Raw genomic sequence first — 17,098 nt, 5'->3', positions numbered from 1 at the left:
AAAGGAGCCTTACAGTGATCGACACCTTCAACAGAACCGGCCCGCTTATGGAAGCCTCAAGTTACCCTGCCTGGGCGCAACAATTGATCCAGGCCTGTAGCGAGAGCAAGCGCCGAGTTGTCGAGCACGAACTGTATCAGCGCATGCGCGATAACACGCTCAGCGCCAAGACCATGCGCCACTACCTTATCGGTGGCTGGCCAGTGGTGGAGCAGTTTGCCTTGTACATGGCACAAAACCTCACCAAGACCAAGTTTGCCCGCCATCCTGGGGAGGATATGGCGCGCCGGTGGCTGATGCGTAATATTCGCGTGGAACTGAACCATGCCGACTATTGGGTACATTGGGCCCGCGCCCATGGCGTGAGCCTGGAAGAGTTGCAAGCGCAGAACGTACCGCCGGAATTGCACGCACTGAGCCATTGGTGCTGGCACACCAGCTCGGCCGATTCGTTGATCGTTGCGATTGCCGCGACCAACTACGCGATCGAGGGGGCGACCGGGGAGTGGTCTGCCGTGGTGTGTTCGACCGGTGTGTACGCGGCAGCCTTCCCTGAGGAAGAGCGCAAGCGCGCCATGAAATGGTTGAAGATGCACGCGCAGTACGACGATGCCCACCCGTGGGAAGCGCTCGAAATAATCTGCACCCTGGCAGGGATGAATCCGAGCAAAACCTTGCAGGAAGAACTGCGTCAGGCCGTGTGCAAAAGCTATGACTACATGTACCTGTTTTTGGAAAGCTGCATGCGTTTGGAGAAGGAGAAAGACAAAGAAAAGGCGCCCCTAGCGATTCGCGAGCGTCAGGCACGCGTCGCCAGCGAGGCGTGATGTAAAGGTGATGGCGGGGTGCTTACCCCGCCATTGCCAAGCGGTTGCGGCCTTCGCGCTTGGCCACGTACAAGGCGTTGTCGGCGCGGCGTAACAGGCTTTCGGCCGACTCGGCGGCCAGCAAGGTCGAGCAGCCCAGGCTCACCGTCAATTCGATCTTGGTGTCATCTGCCCAGTAATCCTGAGCGTGTGCAGCCCGGCGCAAGCGCTCGCCGACCATGCCTGCCGCATCCCGGCCGGTGTTCGACAGCAGGATTAGAAACTCTTCCCCGCCAAACCGAAACACCATGTCCACGTTGCGCAGTTGGCTTTTGATCGAGCCGGCCACGGCGCGCAGTACTTTGTCGCCGGCCGCATGACCGTGGGTGTCGTTGATGTTCTTGAAGTGATCGATGTCCAGCATCAGCAAGGACAGCGGGCTCAGGTGCCGCCGGGCCATGTCGATTTCCCGTTGCAGGGTCTGGTCCATGGCAATGCGATTGCCGGTTTCGGTCAATGGATCGCGCAGCGCGCTGCGGGTGGCGGTACGGTAGAGCAGGGCGTTGCGCATCGGGTACAGCAAGCTCGCCAGCAGCGCCTCCAACTGGCTCAGTTCGTCGTCCATTAAGCGCTGGTTGCGACGGAATATCAGCTCGCCCAAATGCTCGCCTTCATGGCTCAAGGTGTAGCTCACCGAGTGGTGGCCGCGATGGCCGAATTCCAGGCGCAGGTCGCTGGGTTCATGGCGGTAGTGCAGCGCGTCCAGGGGCACCAGGCGTTGCACCTCGCGAAAGAACAGGCCAAGGATGCGCTCCGGCTCCAGGCTGGTCTGCAATTGCTGGCCCAGTTGCTGGCGCAGTTCGTTAAAAGTGACGGGGCGGCGGGGACGAAGGGCTGGTTGACCAAACCCCAGGCGTTGCAATTTTGCACTGTCGAAGTCAATTGCGTTGGTCTGGGTTGGTGATTTCATAAGCTAACGGCCTCTAAGCACTTAACTGTCTTACAGGCTCGATGAGAGTGGCGAATGCCAAGCGTCTTACTGCTCCTTCAGTTCTGTAAAACATCGGAAACAGTCTAAACCGCTTTGCCCGGGGTTATAACCCCTAGGCCCTGCCACACGTCTTGTCATCGCTTAACCTGCTTGAAAGGGCTTAGAGCGATATTCGTGCCACTTTGTTTAACTTAATAAAACTCCTTATAAATCAACGACCATTTTTAAAGTCAAAAAAGGTCGTTGCGTAATGACGTCAGTTATTTGGCTGGTTGAGTTGCGATGTTGCCCGACGCACCTGCCGGACCTTACTGTTTTTGTGGGTCGAATTGTTTATCGCGAATAAACAGCGCCGGTATCACGCCATAGGGAATCCCGTACAGGAAGCCGAACACCACCAGCATCCACAAGATATTGTCGGGGCTCTGGAACAGCACGATCACCGGCAGGAACACCGCCGTGCCGAGTGCGCCTAACGCGAACACGCTGCGGCGCCCTAAGCGGTCGGCAGGTTTGGTTTTCCAGAGCCTTTCACGAATGTCTTGCGGGGCACTGACGAGCGAGGCTCTCAATTGATTGAGCGCTTGAGTTTTCGCTCTGACTGCGCTGCGCCGAGCAACCGACTCCCCGCATCGCTTCTGCCACACCCGATGGGGGCTTGGCGATTGCCGTAGCGTTTCCCGAACGAGGCCCCTATCAGGTCGCAGATGCTGGGCCCGGCGATGCCAGGTAGCGTCAGCGCCCAATCCTATTGGCCAATCCCCGCACGGGTCAGATTGGGCTGACGCTCTTGAGCGGAGTGAACGGAGTGTCCCAGCAATTTCCCGGCGACTCATGCTCTGGCGCATGCAGAGGCCCAGAGCGACAGCCAGGCAGTGCCACTTTCCTTGTGCCCAAATATAGGTGATGTCACCGCCCCGTCCTGATTGGGAGCTGGCACATCAAACTCAGGGTTAAAGGTTTGCGGGATATCGAGTCTTTCTACAGCCGCTCGTTTAACGCATGTGGGCCGGGTTGTTTATTGACTAAATCGAGCCCGCGCACCTACGCAAACGGCTTGATGAGCAGATCAGGGAGTATGCAGGCCTGCACCCGTAGCGCCGCCTCGTTATGCCCGCGCCGCCACTCCGCAGGGCCTCATTAACCAACAGGACGGAAATGATGCCTTTGTCGACGCAAGATTCGGTCGCGCGATCCCTTAACGGGGCTGTGCAGGTGTGCGCACGTTTTGAGAGGCGCACGCCATTGTCGGCTCAGGCATTGCCATAGGCGTGCATGAAACGAATGGCTTCGCGAAAACGGCCCTCGGCTTTAGTAACGCGCCCGCCAGCGGGTTGATGGCGAGCCGCTGGCGGGCGCGAGTCGGTCGCCTGCACGGGGCTGCCGGTGTCTCACTTTGAGACAGCTGTATAAGCCCAATACACCACGCGTCGCGACCGTTACGCCTGACTGGGGCCTGAAAAGGCCGCAGCCCTGGGCTCGCGGCACTTGGGTAGGGCTGGCATGGGCCTTGCTCCTCGGACTTTTACTACATCCACAACAATGAGGCCTCGCCCATGGAACACGTACCGCTGCATTCCAAGACCATCGAATTCCTCTCCAAGCGACCTCAAATGCTGATTGGCGCTGGATGGATAGACGCCGCCAGCGGAGCGACCATGGTCGTGCGCAACCCCGCCACCGGTGAACGCTTGCTGGACGTACCGTCGGCCGATCACGTCGACGTAGACCGCGCGGTGCAGGCCGCACGCCGTGCTTTCGATGACTCGGCGTGGAGCCGCACACGTCCACGTGAGCGGCAAAACCTGTTGTGGCGTCTGGCCGACCTGATTGAGCGCGACGCCCAGGTAATCGCTGAGTTGGAATGCCTGAACAACGGTAAAAGCGCGCAGATGGCGCGCTTGGTTGACGTGCAACTGTCCGTCGACTCCCTGCGCTATATGGCTGGCTGGGCCACCAAACTCTCCGGCACCACGGTAGATCCCTCTTTGCCACTGATGGCCGGCGGCGAATTCCACGCGTTCATCCGCCGCGAGGCGGTGGGCGTTGTCGGCGCCATCGTCGCCTGGAACTTCCCCTTCATGCTGGCCTGCTGGAAGCTCGGCCCGGCCCTGGCCACTGGTTGCAGCCTGGTGCTCAAGCCTGCCGACGAAACCCCGCTGAGCGCCCTGAAACTGGCCGAACTGGTACTTGAGGCGGGCTACCCCGCCGGTGTCTTCAACGTCGTCACCGGCACCGGCCTCCAGGCCGGCGCAGCACTTACCCGTCATCCAGGCGTGGACAAACTGACCTTCACTGGCTCCACAGAGGTAGGCAAGCAGGTCGGCAAGGTCGCCATGGACAATATGACGCGCGTCACCCTGGAACTGGGTGGTAAATCGCCCACCATCGTGCTGGCCGACGCCGACTTGCAGGAGGCCACCGCCGGCGCTGCCAACGCCATCTTCTTCAACCAGGGCCAGGTGTGCTGTGCCGGATCGCGTCTTTATGTGCAGCGCAAACACTTCGACCGCGTGGTTGGCGGCATCGTCGATATCGCCAATGGCATGAGGTTGGGCAGTGGCCTGGACCCTAGCGCGGACATCGGGCCGCTGATCTCCGCCAAGCAACAAGACCGGGTGTACAACTACATCGAAACGGGCCGCGAACTGGGCGCCACCATTGCGTGCGGCGGCGAAAAGCAGGGCCCTGGTTACTTCGTCCAACCTACCGTTATCGTCGACGTCGATCAGAAGCACCGCCTGGTGCAGGAAGAAATCTTCGGCCCGGTGCTGGTGGCCATGCCGTTCGATGACATCGATGAAGCCGTGCGCCTGGCTAACGACAACCCCTACGGCCTGGGCGCCAGCATCTGGTCCAACGACATGAGCGCGGTGCACCGCATGATCCCGCGTATCAAGTCGGGTTCGGTCTGGGTCAACTGCCATACCGCCCTTGACCCTGTCCTGCCCTTCGGCGGCTACAAGCTTTCCGGCGTCGGCCGCGAAATGGGGGCGGCAGCTATTGACCACTACACGGAACTAAAGACGGTGATGATCAAGTTGTAACCCTTTCAGGTTGGGGCAGCCCGAAAACGCCTCAGCCTATTTTTATTCTCTGCGGCTCGCCAGCCCGTCTTCATCACTCAGCTATCAGCGCAACTGGCACGCGCAACTCCGTCTTAGAACGATAAAAACAAAGGAAACGTCATGCATCAAGACAGTGACAAGCCGCAGCAAAGTTACACCCGCGGCGTTCAAAACAAAGCGTTGCTGACCATGACCATTGGCCAGGCACTCGATCAGACCGTAGCGCAATTCCCCGGCGGCGAAGCGCTGGTGGTTCGCCATCAGCAGTTACGTTATACCTGGCAGCAATTGGGCGACGCAGTAGACCTTTACGCCAGAGCACTGCTGGCCCTGGGTTTGAAAACCGGCGACCGGCTCGGCGTTTGGGCGCCCAATTGCGCGCAGTGGTGCATTGCGCAATTCGCCACGGCGAAGATCGGCGTGGTGCTGGTCTGTATCAACCCCGCCTACCGAACTACCGAACTCGAATACGCACTCAAGCTGTCCGGTTGCCAGTGGTTGTTGTGCGCCGGTGCGTTCAAGACCTCCGACTACCATGCAATGCTGCAAAGCTTGCTGCCTGAGTTAGCGGCACAACCGACCGGCCAACTACGAAGTGAGCGCCTACCGGAGTTGCGCGGCTTAATTAGCCTGCAAGCCCAGCCCCCGGCGGGCTTCCTATCGTGGTCAAAACTGGGGGAGTTGGCAGCCAGCGTGCCGAGCGAACAACTGAGCGAGCGTCAGAACAGCCTGCACTTCGATCAAGCGGTCAATATCCAGTTCACCTCCGGAACGACCGGGTTCCCCAAGGGCGCCACCCTCAGCCATTACAACATTCTGAACAACGGCTACATGGTTGGCGAAAGCCTGGGGCTGGCCGCAGAGGACCGTTTGGTGATCCCGGTGCCCCTTTATCACTGCTTTGGCATGGTGGTTGGCAACCTCGCCTGCCTGACCCATGGCACCACCATGATTTATCCCAGTGACGGCTTCGACCCACTCATCACACTCACCACGGTCGCCGAAGAAAAGGCCACGGCCCTGTACGGTGTGCCGACCATGTTTATCGCCATGCTCGATCAGCCGGGCCGCGCTGAGCTCGATCTGTCGAGCCTGCGCACCGGCATCATGGCCGGGGCGATTTGCCCGATTGAAATCATGCGCCGGGTCATCGACGAGATGCACATGCACGAAGTACAGATTGCCTATGGCATGACCGAAACCAGCCCGGTGTCGCTTCAGACAGGGCCGCACGACAATCTGGACATGCGCGTCACCACCGTGGGCAGAACCCAGCCGCACCTCGAAAGCAAGATCATCGACGACGCCGGCAACCTGGTGCCGCGCGGCACCATTGGTGAGCTGTGCACCCGCGGTTATAGCGTGATGGTTGGTTACTGGCACAACCCGCAGGGCACCGCAGAAGCCATTGACCGTGCTGGCTGGATGCACACCGGTGACTTGGCAAGCATGGATGACGAGGGCGATGTGCGCATCGCCGGGCGCAACAAGGACATGATCATCCGAGGAGGTGAGAATGTTTACCCCCGTGAGTTGGAGGAATTCTTTATCACCCACCCTGCGGTTGCAGACGTGCAGGTGATTGGCATTCCCTGCACCCGATTCGGCGAAAAAATCGTCGCGTGGATCAAGCTCCACCCCGGTCACAGCGCCACCGAGCAGGAGCTGCAAGCCTGGTGCAAGGAGCGCATCGCAAACTTCAAGACCCCTCGGCATTTCAAGTTCGTCGACGAGTTTCCGATGACCGTGACCGGCAAGGTCCAGAAATTCATCATGCGTGATATCAGCATTGCGCAGATGGGTAACGAGCCGTAAGAATTGGGATTAGCCGCGATGGCTGATAGGCGATAAACGCGCATCTGCCATCGCAAACAATCTATGTTGCGCTGGGACGCCCGAGGCTTACGGCTTGGCGATCAGACGCGATTCACGCGCGTTGCGAAAGGTCAGGCTGGCGATGCCCTGACAGGCGTGTTATTTCCCCAACCATTCATGCACGCTTTCGGGCGCTCTTCGTAATAGTCCGGCGTTACAAAGATCAGCTTGCAGGGATGGCCTTGGGCTTCGAGTTTGGCGCGGTAGTCGTCGGTGATGCGCTCGTCGCGCACCGGTTGCGTTTTGATCGCTGACAGGCCGACGCGATTTAGCTCGGCCCAGCCGTAGAACTGGCAGGTGGCAAGCTCTACGAAGTCGGCTTCCAGGGCGACGCACAGTCCGATGATGCGGTCGATGTTGTACCGATGGGGAGGAAGTTCAGCACCATCGGGTAGCCTTGGGCTTTCACCGCGCGGGCCATCGCTAATTTCTGGGCAAAAGCCTTCTTGGAGCCGGCCAGCATTGCGGTGCGCTTGGCCCAGGCGTTGGCGGAAATAGGCGCAGCCGGCGAGGTCGATCCAAGGGTAGTGCTGCGGCCAACTGTCCAGGCGTGATTGATGAGTCCAGTGCACACCATCGTCGGAAAGCGCGATGCAAGACTGGGGACGTGGCTGCGCGTGCAAGGTGCCCTCGCGCACGCCGCGGCAATGGCGGCAGTTGCAGCTCCACTAAGGACAGCCGCCGCCTGCGGCTGAGCCAAGAATCCGGATGAACATGGTCGGTTCCTGTAGGCAACCCTCGCTGGCGCGCGACCGGGGCAAAAAAAAGCCCGTGTTAACGGGCCAAAAATAACGTGGCGCGTCGCTCGAGGAAGCGTAGCGCCACGCGGAGCGTCAACGGTTGGCGAAGTACATGGTGACTTCAAAGCCGATACGCAGATCGGTGTAAGCAGGTTTGGTCCACATGATTGAGTTCCTTATTACGTTGGAGTGACTAGCTTCAAATGTTTAGTGCACATTCTTACCGTACATGACGGCGAGTCTCGGTCATGCTAACTCGCCGTCAACGCGTTACCGTTCCGTCATTACGGTGTGGCTTTGGCCGCTGCTGGTTCTTGCGACTTCAGGTACGCGGCGTATTCCTGGCTAATGACGTAGTCCTTGATCTTTTGGACATCTGCCGGTTTCAGGCTGTCCTTGAAGGAGGGCATGCCCAGAGGACGCAGCACGCCATCGAGGACGATCAGCTGGAACATGGCGCGGCGCGCGTCGTCCGACTTGCGCAGGTCCGGTATCAAACCGCCGCTGACCACGCCCACACCGTGGCATACGGTGCAGTAAGTGCCGTATAGCTGCTTGCCGGCGGTGATATCCGCAGCAGACGCTTGGACCGGTCCGGGTATGCGTGTTACCGCAGTTGCCACTTTCTCTGGCAGCGGTGGGAGGGCGGCCTTGCCGTTGAGTTTGAAGACCAACAGACGGCTGATGTTGCCGACCCCGGGTGCCAAGGAAGCATCGCCACCGATAAGCGGGGCTACACCACCCCAGCCAGCCATCAATGCGACGTACTGTTCACCGTCAAGGCTGTAGGTCATTGGCGCGGCGACGATGCCGGTCTGTGCGGCGAACGACCAGAGCCTCTTCCCTTTGTCAGCAGAGTAAGCAATGAGGTCACCGTCCGCGGTGCCCTGAAACACCAGGTTGCCGGCAGTGGTCAGGGTGCCGCCATTCCAATAGTGGGTGTACGGAACGCGCCAGGCTTCTTTCTGTTTGACGGGGTCCCACGCCACCAGCGCACCGGAGACGGCCTCGCGAGGAATCTCCGTGGTGTCATAGAACGCAGCGCCGGTGTTGAAGGCGTTGCGCTTGACGAAGTTTTTGCCTTCGTTGCGATAGACGCCGGGAATCTCCTGGTAAGGGAAATAGACCAAACCGGTTTGCGGGTTGAACGACATTGAGTGCCAGTTGTGTGCGCCAAAGGGGCTCGGCCACATCACAATTGTCTCTTTCTCGTAACGCGAACCGGGTACCTCTACCGGCTTGCCGCTGGCCAGATCGACTTTCTCGGCCCAGGTGACCTTGCCGAACTTCTCGGCAGAGAGCAGTTCGCCGGTCTGGCGGTCGAGCACATAGAAGAACCCGTTTTTTGGCGCCTGCATGAGTACCTTGCGCGGTTTACCGGCAATTTCCAGGGTTGCCAAGGTGATCTGCTGCGTGGCAGTGAAGTCCCAGGAGTCGCCCGGTGTCACTTGATAGTGCCACGCCAGTCGCCCGGTCTCCGGGTTGATGGCGAGGATCGAGGACAGGTACAGGTTGTCGCCGCCGCCCGGGCTGCGCAGCTCGCGGTTCCACGGAGAGCCGTTACCGGTGCCGACGTACAGCAGGTTCATTTCCGGGTCGTAGGCCATGCTGTCCCACGCGGTACCGCCGCCGCCGAACTTCCAGTACTGGTCGCCCTTCCAGGTCTTAGCGGCTTCAACCAACTCCGGGTTTTCGTATGGCTTGCTTGGGTCGCCGGGCACCGTGTAGAAGCGCCAAGCCATTTTGCCGGTCTCGGCGTCGTAGGCGGAGAAGTAGCCGCGCACGCCGTACTCGGCGCCGCCGTTGCCAATGATCACCTTGCCTTTCACCACGCGCGGCGCGCCGGTGATGGTGTATGGCTTGCTGATGTCAGTGGTCTGCTGACTCCAGACTTGCTTGCCGGTTTTGGCGTCAAGGGCGATGAGTCGGCCGTCCAGCGTGCCTATAAACACCTTGCCGTTCCACAACGCCACGCCGCGGTTTACCGCGTCGCAGCAAGCATCACGGGCCTTGTCGCGGGCAACCTGCGGGTCGAAGCTCCAGAGTGTTTTGCCGGTGCGCGCATCGACGGCAATCGCGCGGCTCCATGACAGCGAGGCGAAGAGCACGCCGTCGACGAACAGCGGCGTTGCCTCCAGACCACGGTGGTTATCAAGGTCCAGAGACCAGGCCAGACCGAGCTTGTCGGCGTTTTGTTCAGTGATCTGGTCCAGTGGGCTGAAGCGTTGTTCTTCATAGGTTCGGCCATTGCTGAGCCATTGGCTGCCGTCTTTCTTGCTGGCGATAATGGCGGCCTCGTCGACCTGGGTCGCGACGGCCAATGGCATCATCAGGGCGAGAGCTAAGCCCGCGAATAGTTGCGATGCAGACTGCGTATTCATAAACGCAGGACTCCTGTCTTGTAATTGGAATGAGAACTTTGCTGGCAAGTAGCACTAGAATATTTGAAGGATCCGCAAGTTGATGCGGCTGTCCTCCTTGAAGCCGTTTTCAACTGCCATGTCACGGCCGTAATTGACCATCAGTTGGGTGCTAGGGGTAACGAAGTACGCCGCGCCTACTGTGTATTTGCTGGTATTAGGTTTGTCGTGCATGTCCTGGCTGTCGATATTGCTTTCACCGCCCCAAAACTTCGATACCCCAACACGCACATCAAACTTGTCGGTGAAGTTGTAGCGAAGGAATGCTTGGCCTTGATACAGGGCGTTCTGTTTCTGCGTGACGCTCTGGGCGCCGTAGTCATTGTTGTTGCCGAAGAGCGTCACGTCGCCGATCAGGTCGAGGGTCAGCTTGTCGCTCAGCCCGGTGATGTATCCAGCCTGCAGGGCGAACTTCCAGCGGTTCTCACCGAGGTTGATCGCGTGGTTGTTGTCATAGCTGCCGATGGGTATATATAGGAACGGCGTGATGCCGAAGTAACGCCGCTTGTCAGGTTCATTTATCAGCCAGACGGTGGCGGCCAGGGTCAAGTCGCCGGTGCCGCTGGCGCTGCCCAAATCTTTGACATCGTCCTTAGCTTGCACGTTGCCGAATGGGAGGAGGAACTGTGGGTCGACGATGTAATCGCCAATCTTGGTGAAGTGCACGCCACGCACAATGCCGATATTGGAGTTCAGACCAGCGTCGATTGGCGCTTTGTGGCCGTTTGCATACAGTGAGTTGCGTTCGGCATGTTGGCCGTAGAGCATGCCCAGGTTGGTGCCTTCGGGAAATGCGGTGTAATCGCCGGCATCCACGTCCACAGCTGAAGCGCCGTAGGATAGGCTACCTAGCAAGCCGAACAACGCAGCTTGCAACAGATGCACCATGCCGCGTCGGGTTGACGGGCAGATGGGACGGCGCAGAGCCAGCTCTGAGCTCATTTTCATAACATCACCTTTATTGTTTTTGTTTATGTTAGAACGTAGTGACGGGTGCTTATCCGACCTCACAGCAAGTCATTAAGCAGAGCCTGTGCCACTTTTGAGTTCTAAAAAAATATCTGTAGGTGGATGATTATTATAGGGATAATATTTTTCGAGGAAAGCGTATGACTGCCCCACCTGTACGACTGACTCAAATTGAGACATCGCAACAGGGGCGGACTGGCCTATTTTGAGACATTAGCTTGCGAGGCGCATTTCATGCATAACGTCACCGACTCCGCAGTCCCCCCAGCGCGCAAGTATTTCCTCGACTCGTTGATGGTCGAGAGGTCCTGGGAACGTTCGCAAAGCTACGGTCTGAGTCATCGCGACCGTCTGAATGCGCCTGTAGTCGCCAGCCGTGCCCAAATTATCGAAAGCAATCGCCTGTTGCTGACCTGTGCCACGCCCGAGATGGAGCAACTACACGCCTCCCTGTCACGCAAGGACTGGGTGCTAGTCTGCCTCGACTTGCAAGGTGTGGTGCTCAACAGCCCGGGCAGCCGCAGCTCAGACAACCAGGAGTTGAATCAGGTGTTTCGGGTTGGCGCGCAGATTTCCGAGCAAAACGTCGGTACCACCGCGCCGAGTTGCGCTCTGACCGAGCGTGACTCCGTGCTCTTCGTGGGCGGGGAACACTACCTGGAGGAAGCGCGCGACTTTTGCTGTTTTGCCACGCCGATTTTCGGCCCGGACGGCGCCATCGTCGGGGTGCTGGACGCGAGCAGCAAACACCGCGCGCCCTTGATTAACGCGCGGGAGTCCTTGTTGCTAACCGCCAGTGCGATTGAAAATCGTATGTTTAGCCAGCTCAGCGACTTACTGCTGGTGCACCTGCACCTGCGGATGGATATTCTCGGCACCCCGTTGGAAGGCCTGATGGGTTTCGACCAGGCCGGTAAGCTGCGCTGCGCTAACCGCGCTGCTGGTCAGCTGTTGCAGTTAAGCGAGGTTCCGGTCGGTCTGGATTTTGCTGAGCTGTTCGACATGCCCTTCGCTCACGCCGCCTGCTACCGCCGCCACGATCTCAGTGCACCGCTGCGGCTGCGCACGCATCACGGTGGCGAACTGCACGCGTGCATTACCCTAGGCCCCGTTCTTAAAACGGAGCGGGCGTTGAGGCAGGAACCTTTGCCTGCGTCTATCGCCAAACCGCCGCTACTGCCGCAAGCGGCGCCGTATTTGCAGGACCCAGCGCTGCAGAGTGCCCTTGCCCGCGCTCGCCAGGCCTTCGCCCGGGATATTCCCGTGCTGATCAACGGCGAGACCGGCACGGGTAAAGAGGTTTTCGCCCGCCTGTTGCACGAAGGTAGCAGCCGCGCCGGAGAAGCCTTCGTGGCTATCAACTGCTCGTCTATTCCGGCCAGCCTGATCGAGTCGGAACTGTTCGGCCACGTCGAAGGTGCCTTTACCGGCAGCCGCAAAGGTGGCGCGATCGGCAAAGTTGAACAGGCGCACAAAGGCACCCTCTTCCTCGACGAGATCGGCGACATGCCGATGGAGCTGCAAGGTCGTCTGCTGCGGGTGTTGCAGGAGCGCAGCTTTACCCGCTTGGGCAGCAGCCAAGTGATTCACGTGGATTGCGCGCTTATCTGCGCCACTCACCGAGACCTCAAGCAGCTCAGCGCCAGCCACGGCTTTCGCGAAGACCTCTACTACCGTATAAACGGCCTGCGTGTGACGCTACCGGCGCTGCGCGAGCGTCAGGACTTGGTGGAGCTGATTCAGCATCTGCTGCGCGCCGAAAGCGCCACGCGCCAGCCGCTCACGCTGAGTGACGCGGCGCTGCAAGCGCTGTTGAATTACCGCTGGCCGGGCAATGTCCGTCAGCTCTACCAGACGCTCCGCCTGGCTGTCGTGTTGGCCGAGGATGGCGGTGAGATCGGCCTGGAGCATCTGTCGGAAGACGTTCTTGAAATCATTGAAAAGGTCGCCGACTCAGCCTCAATGACAGACTCGGCGCCACAGGCAGCACATACACTGCAGGCCGCAAAACTGCTTGCAATCAAGACGGCCGTGGCAGCGAGCGGTGGCAACCTTTCGGCGGCTGCGCGCAGCCTGGGGATCGGGCGAGCAACCCTCTACCGGAAGTTAAAGGGACTTGAGGAAAACTGAGGACGCTGCGTTGCACCGCCGTAGGTTTTCCTCCCATACCTTACCGCTGTTGAAGCAACTCGAAAGCGCTTGTCAGCCAGTTGGTCGTTGGGCAGGGTTGAATCGCCCCGGATTCTCTAAATACCTTGCAAGCTCAAGGCGCGCGGCATCGTCGAACAGCAGGGTTAAACCAAGGTGCTGGCGTCGATCTGCTCGATTGAGGTGACGCCGGTCAAGGTCATGGCCACGCGCATTTCCTTAGCGAAAATATCCAGCAGGTTCTCCACCCCGCGCTGGCCATCGGCAGCCAGTGCATAGGCGTTGGCGCGGCCCAGCAGGCAGCCCTTGGCACCCAGGGCAAGCATGCGCACCACGTCGAGCCCGGAGCGAATGCCGGAGTCCACCAGCACCGTGAGGTCATCGCCCACCACCTCGGCAATCGGTGGCAGCGCTTTGGCGGTGGACAGCACGCCGTCCAACTGACGGCCGCCGTGGTTGGAGACGACGATACCGTCGGCGCCGAAACTCACGGCATCCTTTGCGTCCTGGGGGTCGAGTATGCCTTTGATGATCATCGGGCCTTTCCAGAACTCGCGGATCCACTCCAGGTCTTTCCAGCTGATCGAGGGGTCGAAATTGTTCGCCAGCCAGCCGATGTAATCTTCCAGGTGGGTCGGCTTGCCGAGGTATTTGGAGATATTGCCCAAGTCGTGCGGGCGGCCCATCAACCCTACATCGAAGGCCCATTGCGGCTTGGTGATGGCCTGCAGCATGCGTCGCGAAGCCGCGAACGGCCCGGACATGCCCGAGTGCGCATCGCGGTAACGCGCACCCGGCGTGGGCATGTCGACGGTGAACACCAGCGTGGTCACCCCGGCGGCCTGTGCCCGCTCCAGGGCGTTGCGCATAAAGCCGCGGTCCTTGAGCACATACAGCTGGAACCAGATCGACTGCGGGCTTTGCGACGCCACTTCTTCAATCGAACACACCGACACCGTCGACAGGCAGAACGGGATGCCCTTGTTCGCCGCGGCCTTGGCCGCCTGCACTTCACCGCGCCGTGCGTACATGCCGGTCAGGCCGACGGGGCTGAGGATCACCGGCATGGCCAACTCCTGGCCGAACAGGGTGGTTTTCAGGCTCAGGTTGTCGACATTGCGCAGGACGCGCTGGCGCAGGCTGATCTCGGCCAGGTCCGAACTGTTGGCACGCAGCGTGTGCTCGGCGTACGCGCCACCGTCGATGTAATCGAACAGAAAGCGCGGCAGCTTGCGCTTGGCGGCGGCACGGTAGTCGGAGGCGGACGAGATGATCATGAACGGGTTCTCCACAGAGCAAGGTTGCTCCACGATAAGCAAAAAGCTGGCATGATAAAAACAACTTTTATTACTAGCATCCAGTCGCTAAGGGAATACCGATGAACCTGCGAACATTGCGTGCCTTTGTTGAGGTGGTGCGCCAGGGCGGCTTCTCCCAAGCGGCTGACGTAGTGGCGTTGACCCAATCCACGGTGAGCAAGGCGGTCAAGACGCTGGAAGATGAATTGGGCACGCCGCTGCTCAATCGCCTCGGCCACAAGAATGAACTGACCGCCGCCGGCGAAATTGCCTACCGCCGCGCACTGGTGTTGCTCGCCGAGCACAACGACCTGGTGGCCGAGATCAACGACCTGCGCGGCCTCAAGCGCGGCGTGCTGCGCATCGGCTTGCCACCGGTCGGCTGCGGCGTATTGTTTGCGGCGATGTTCGCCGCCTATCGCACGCGCTACCCCGACATCGACATCGAACTCACCGAATACGGCAGCAAACGCCTGCGCGAATGCCTCGAGGCCGGGGAGGTCGACCTGGCGGCCTTGCTACTGCCGGCGGACGAAGGCTTCGACTACCAACCCGTGCGCAATGAACCGCTGATGGCCGTGTTGCCCATGAGCCACCCACTGGCCCGACGCAAACGCATCGACTTCACTGACCTGGCCGATTCACCGTTCATCTTGTTCGAAGCCGGTTTTGCCCTGAACGCCAAAATCCTCGCCGCCTGCGAACGCAAAGGCGTCACGCCTCGGGTCACCGCCCGCAGTGGGCAAATCGACTTTATCGTCGACCTGGTTTCCGCAGGGTTGGGCGTCGCCTTCCTGCCACGCATGCTCGCGCACAAACACCAACACCCCGGCATCGCCCTGATCCCCTTGGACGAACCCCACACCGATTGGCACATCGCCCTGGTCTGGCGCGCCAGCGCGCACCTGCCGCCGGCGGCCCGCGCCTGGCTGGATCTGGCCAAGGAAATGGCCAGCCCGGTGTAGAAGGTTGCAGCGGTCATTTGTAGGAATTCGGCTGAGTGCACCTTCAGTGCTTGACTTCTTCTTTTTAATCAGTAACATACGGCGCATTCCGCGATAGCTCAGTTGGTAGAGCAAATGACTGTTAATCATTGGGTCCCTGGTTCGAGTCCAGGTCGTGGAGCCAGATAGAGAAAAGCCTGCAGAGATGCAGGCTTTTTTTTGCCTTGGATTTGGCCCATGGCAGCGATCCCAGCCCCTATACAACGCCCACCATAAAGCCATAAAATGAGAAGCATTATCATTTAATGCGGATCTGACATGCACGACGACAGCATCGCCTCGCCGGTCGCCCAGTTGTATGCGAATCACCATGGCTGGCTTCGGGGCTGGCTGCATCGGCGTTTGGGGCACAGTGCCGATGCCGAAGACCTGGCACACGACACCTTTATCCGCGTGTTGCGCTCCAAGGAAGATGTACACGAGCTGCGCCAGCCCATGGCGTTTCTGGCCACCATCGCCAATGGTTTGCTGATCAATCGCTGGCGTCGCCAGGCGATCGAGCGGGCGTATCTGGAAGCGTTGGCGGCGCGGCCGGTGGGCGAGGAGCCGTCGCCGGAGGAGCGGCACTTGATGATCGAGACGTTGTTGCAGCTCGATTCGCTGCTGGTCGGGTTGTCGGCGCGGGTGCGGCAGATTTTCTTTTTGTCCCAGCTCGATGGCCTGACCTATCCGCAGATCGCCGCGCAGTTGAGCCTGACGGTGGCGCAGGTGCAGCGCGCCATGGGCAAGGCGTTCAGTGTTTGCTACGCGAGCCGGTTCGAATGAGTGGCGCCGCGGTTGATCCTCGCGTGCGCGACACTGCCATTGATTGGCTGGTGCAGCTGCAGTCCGGCTTGATGAGTGCCAGTGATCACCAGGCCTTGCAGGTGTGGCGCCAGGCCAGTGCCGAGCATGAGTACGCGTGGCAGCGGGTCAGTGGCTTGCCTCTGTTGCTTCAGCCGGGCGCCAACTTGTTAGCCGATGCTACGGCGCGTCGGGCGTTGCAGTTGGCGGGGGCCGATCCACAGCGCCGTCGTCAGGTGCTCAAGTGCCTGCTGGCGTTGGGGCTGCTCGGTGGAATGTCCTGGCAAGCGGCGGATTCCACGCTGGTACGTTCGGCATTGGCCAGCTATCGCACCCGTGTGGGTGAGCGGCGGCGCTGGGCCTTGGCCGATGGCTATTCGCTGTGGCTGAACACCGCCAGTGCGGTAAACCTGGACTTGAGCGCCGGGCGGCGCAGTGTGCAGTTGGTCGAGGGCGAGTTGGCCCTGGATACCCCGGCAGGTTCCGCGTCATTGGAACTGCTGACCCCCAACGCGGTGCTCTACAGCCATGGCGCCCACCTGTTGGTGCGCCATGATCACCAAGGCACGCAGGTGACGGTTTTGCGCGGGCTGGCGCAGGTGAGCACGCGGCATCAGCCGACACCGGTGCCGTTGCAGGCGGGCTGGCAACTCAAGGTTGATGAGCGTGGAGCAGGGCGCCCGAGCCCTATCGATGTGTTGCTGGCCCAGGCCTGGATGCGCGGCATCCTGCCCGCCGAACGCATGCGCCTGGACCAATTGCTGGCCGAACTTTCGCGCTATCGCCAAGGCTTCTTGCGTTGCAGCGAAGCGGTGGCGGGCCTGCGCATCACTGGCAGTTTCCAGCTGGACGATACCGATGCAGCGCTGGCGTTGGTCGCCAATACCTTGCCGGTGCGTATCGAACAAAGAACGCGTTATTGGGTGACCGTGGTGCCCGCGTGAAATTTTTTTTCGGCGACGCGATAGTTTTTTCGATCTGGCTTGGCCTTTAGGT

Annotated in this window: 12 protein-coding genes, 1 tRNA gene and 3 pseudogenes; 8 read left to right on the top strand and 8 right to left on the bottom strand. The window is 60.0% G+C overall.

Annotated elements, in window-relative coordinates; translation table 11 throughout:
• The first annotated feature begins 47 nt into the window (after positions 1-47).
• Positions 48-827, top strand: a complete 780-nt coding sequence (locus tag KZH41_RS21435) for a TenA family transcriptional regulator (RefSeq protein WP_371917655.1) — start codon at positions 48-50, stop codon at positions 825-827.
• 22 nt (positions 828-849) lie between these two features.
• Here KZH41_RS21435 and KZH41_RS21430 read toward each other — a convergent pair whose 3' ends face one another.
• The 3 genes and pseudogenes from KZH41_RS21430 to KZH41_RS21420 all read right to left on the bottom strand — a co-directional run.
• Positions 850-1,776, bottom strand: a complete 927-nt coding sequence (locus KZH41_RS21430; protein WP_083357601.1) for a GGDEF domain-containing protein — start codon at positions 1,774-1,776, stop codon at positions 850-852.
• A 329-nt stretch (positions 1,777-2,105) separates the two neighbouring features.
• Positions 2,106-2,306 (bottom strand): annotated as a pseudogene (locus tag KZH41_RS21425) (hypothetical protein); the annotation flags it as partial.
• Between the two features lie 330 nt (positions 2,307-2,636).
• Positions 2,637-2,841, bottom strand: a pseudogene (locus KZH41_RS21420) (IS3 family transposase); the annotation flags it as partial.
• Positions 2,842-3,353: 512 nt separating this feature from the next.
• Between KZH41_RS21420 and KZH41_RS21415 the strand changes: the two are divergent.
• Positions 3,354-4,844, top strand: coding sequence for an aldehyde dehydrogenase family protein (locus KZH41_RS21415; protein ID WP_083357602.1), 1,491 nt, complete (start codon positions 3,354-3,356; stop codon positions 4,842-4,844).
• Positions 4,845-4,985: 141 nt separating this feature from the next.
• Positions 4,986-6,680 (top strand): AMP-binding protein, encoded by a 1,695-nt coding sequence (locus KZH41_RS21410; protein WP_263273661.1) that lies wholly within the window; start codon positions 4,986-4,988, stop codon positions 6,678-6,680.
• A 161-nt stretch (positions 6,681-6,841) separates the two neighbouring features.
• Here the strand turns inward: KZH41_RS21410 and KZH41_RS21405 are convergent.
• The 4 genes and pseudogenes from KZH41_RS21405 to KZH41_RS21390 all read right to left on the bottom strand — a co-directional run.
• A pseudogene (locus KZH41_RS21405) lies at positions 6,842-7,203 on the bottom strand (pyrroloquinoline quinone biosynthesis protein PqqE); the annotation flags it as partial.
• 370 nt (positions 7,204-7,573) lie between these two features.
• Positions 7,574-7,645 (bottom strand): pyrroloquinoline quinone precursor peptide PqqA, encoded by a 72-nt coding sequence (gene pqqA / locus KZH41_RS21400; RefSeq protein WP_003243383.1) that lies wholly within the window; start codon positions 7,643-7,645, stop codon positions 7,574-7,576.
• Positions 7,646-7,764: 119 nt separating this feature from the next.
• Positions 7,765-9,861: a PQQ-dependent dehydrogenase, methanol/ethanol family gene (locus KZH41_RS21395; protein ID WP_263273660.1), complete on the bottom strand. Its 2,097-nt coding sequence runs from the start codon at positions 9,859-9,861 to the stop codon at positions 7,765-7,767.
• Positions 9,862-9,915: 54 nt separating this feature from the next.
• The gene (locus tag KZH41_RS21390; RefSeq protein WP_083357605.1) at positions 9,916-10,848 is read right to left on the bottom strand and encodes a transporter; all 933 of its coding nucleotides are present in this window, start codon (positions 10,846-10,848) and stop codon (positions 9,916-9,918) included.
• 255 nt (positions 10,849-11,103) lie between these two features.
• Here KZH41_RS21390 and KZH41_RS21385 point away from each other — a divergent pair, with 255 nt between their 5' ends.
• The gene (locus KZH41_RS21385; protein WP_263273659.1) at positions 11,104-12,999 is read left to right on the top strand and encodes a sigma-54-dependent Fis family transcriptional regulator; all 1,896 of its coding nucleotides are present in this window, start codon (positions 11,104-11,106) and stop codon (positions 12,997-12,999) included.
• Between the two features lie 164 nt (positions 13,000-13,163).
• On the opposite strand, the gene lldD is transcribed toward KZH41_RS21385, so the two are convergent.
• Positions 13,164-14,294 (bottom strand): FMN-dependent L-lactate dehydrogenase LldD, encoded by a 1,131-nt coding sequence (gene lldD / locus KZH41_RS21380; RefSeq protein WP_083357607.1) that lies wholly within the window; start codon positions 14,292-14,294, stop codon positions 13,164-13,166.
• Positions 14,295-14,395: 101 nt separating this feature from the next.
• On the opposite strand from lldD, the gene KZH41_RS21375 reads away from it, so the two are divergent.
• The 4 genes from KZH41_RS21375 (at position 14,396) to KZH41_RS21360 (ending at position 17,046) form a co-directional block, all read left to right on the top strand.
• Positions 14,396-15,280, top strand: coding sequence for a LysR family transcriptional regulator (locus tag KZH41_RS21375; RefSeq protein ID WP_242151474.1), 885 nt, complete (start codon positions 14,396-14,398; stop codon positions 15,278-15,280).
• Positions 15,281-15,367: 87 nt separating this feature from the next.
• A tRNA-Asn gene (locus tag KZH41_RS21370) sits at positions 15,368-15,443 on the top strand.
• Positions 15,444-15,577: 134 nt separating this feature from the next.
• Positions 15,578-16,084: a sigma-70 family RNA polymerase sigma factor gene (locus KZH41_RS21365; protein ID WP_083357615.1), complete on the top strand. Its 507-nt coding sequence runs from the start codon at positions 15,578-15,580 to the stop codon at positions 16,082-16,084.
• A complete protein-coding gene (locus tag KZH41_RS21360; RefSeq protein WP_094949867.1) occupies positions 16,081-17,046 on the top strand; it encodes a FecR domain-containing protein in 966 nt (321 codons plus the stop codon). The genes KZH41_RS21365 and KZH41_RS21360 overlap by 4 nt, the downstream gene beginning before the upstream one ends.
• Positions 17,047-17,098 lie beyond the last annotated feature (52 nt).

The sequence above is a fragment of the Pseudomonas sp. YeP6b genome, from assembly GCF_025642995.1.
In the GTDB taxonomy this organism is placed as follows: Bacteria; Pseudomonadota; Gammaproteobacteria; order Pseudomonadales; family Pseudomonadaceae; genus Aquipseudomonas.
The sequence above is the reverse complement of the archived record's forward strand: the minus strand, read 5'-3'. Positions and strand labels throughout refer to the sequence as shown.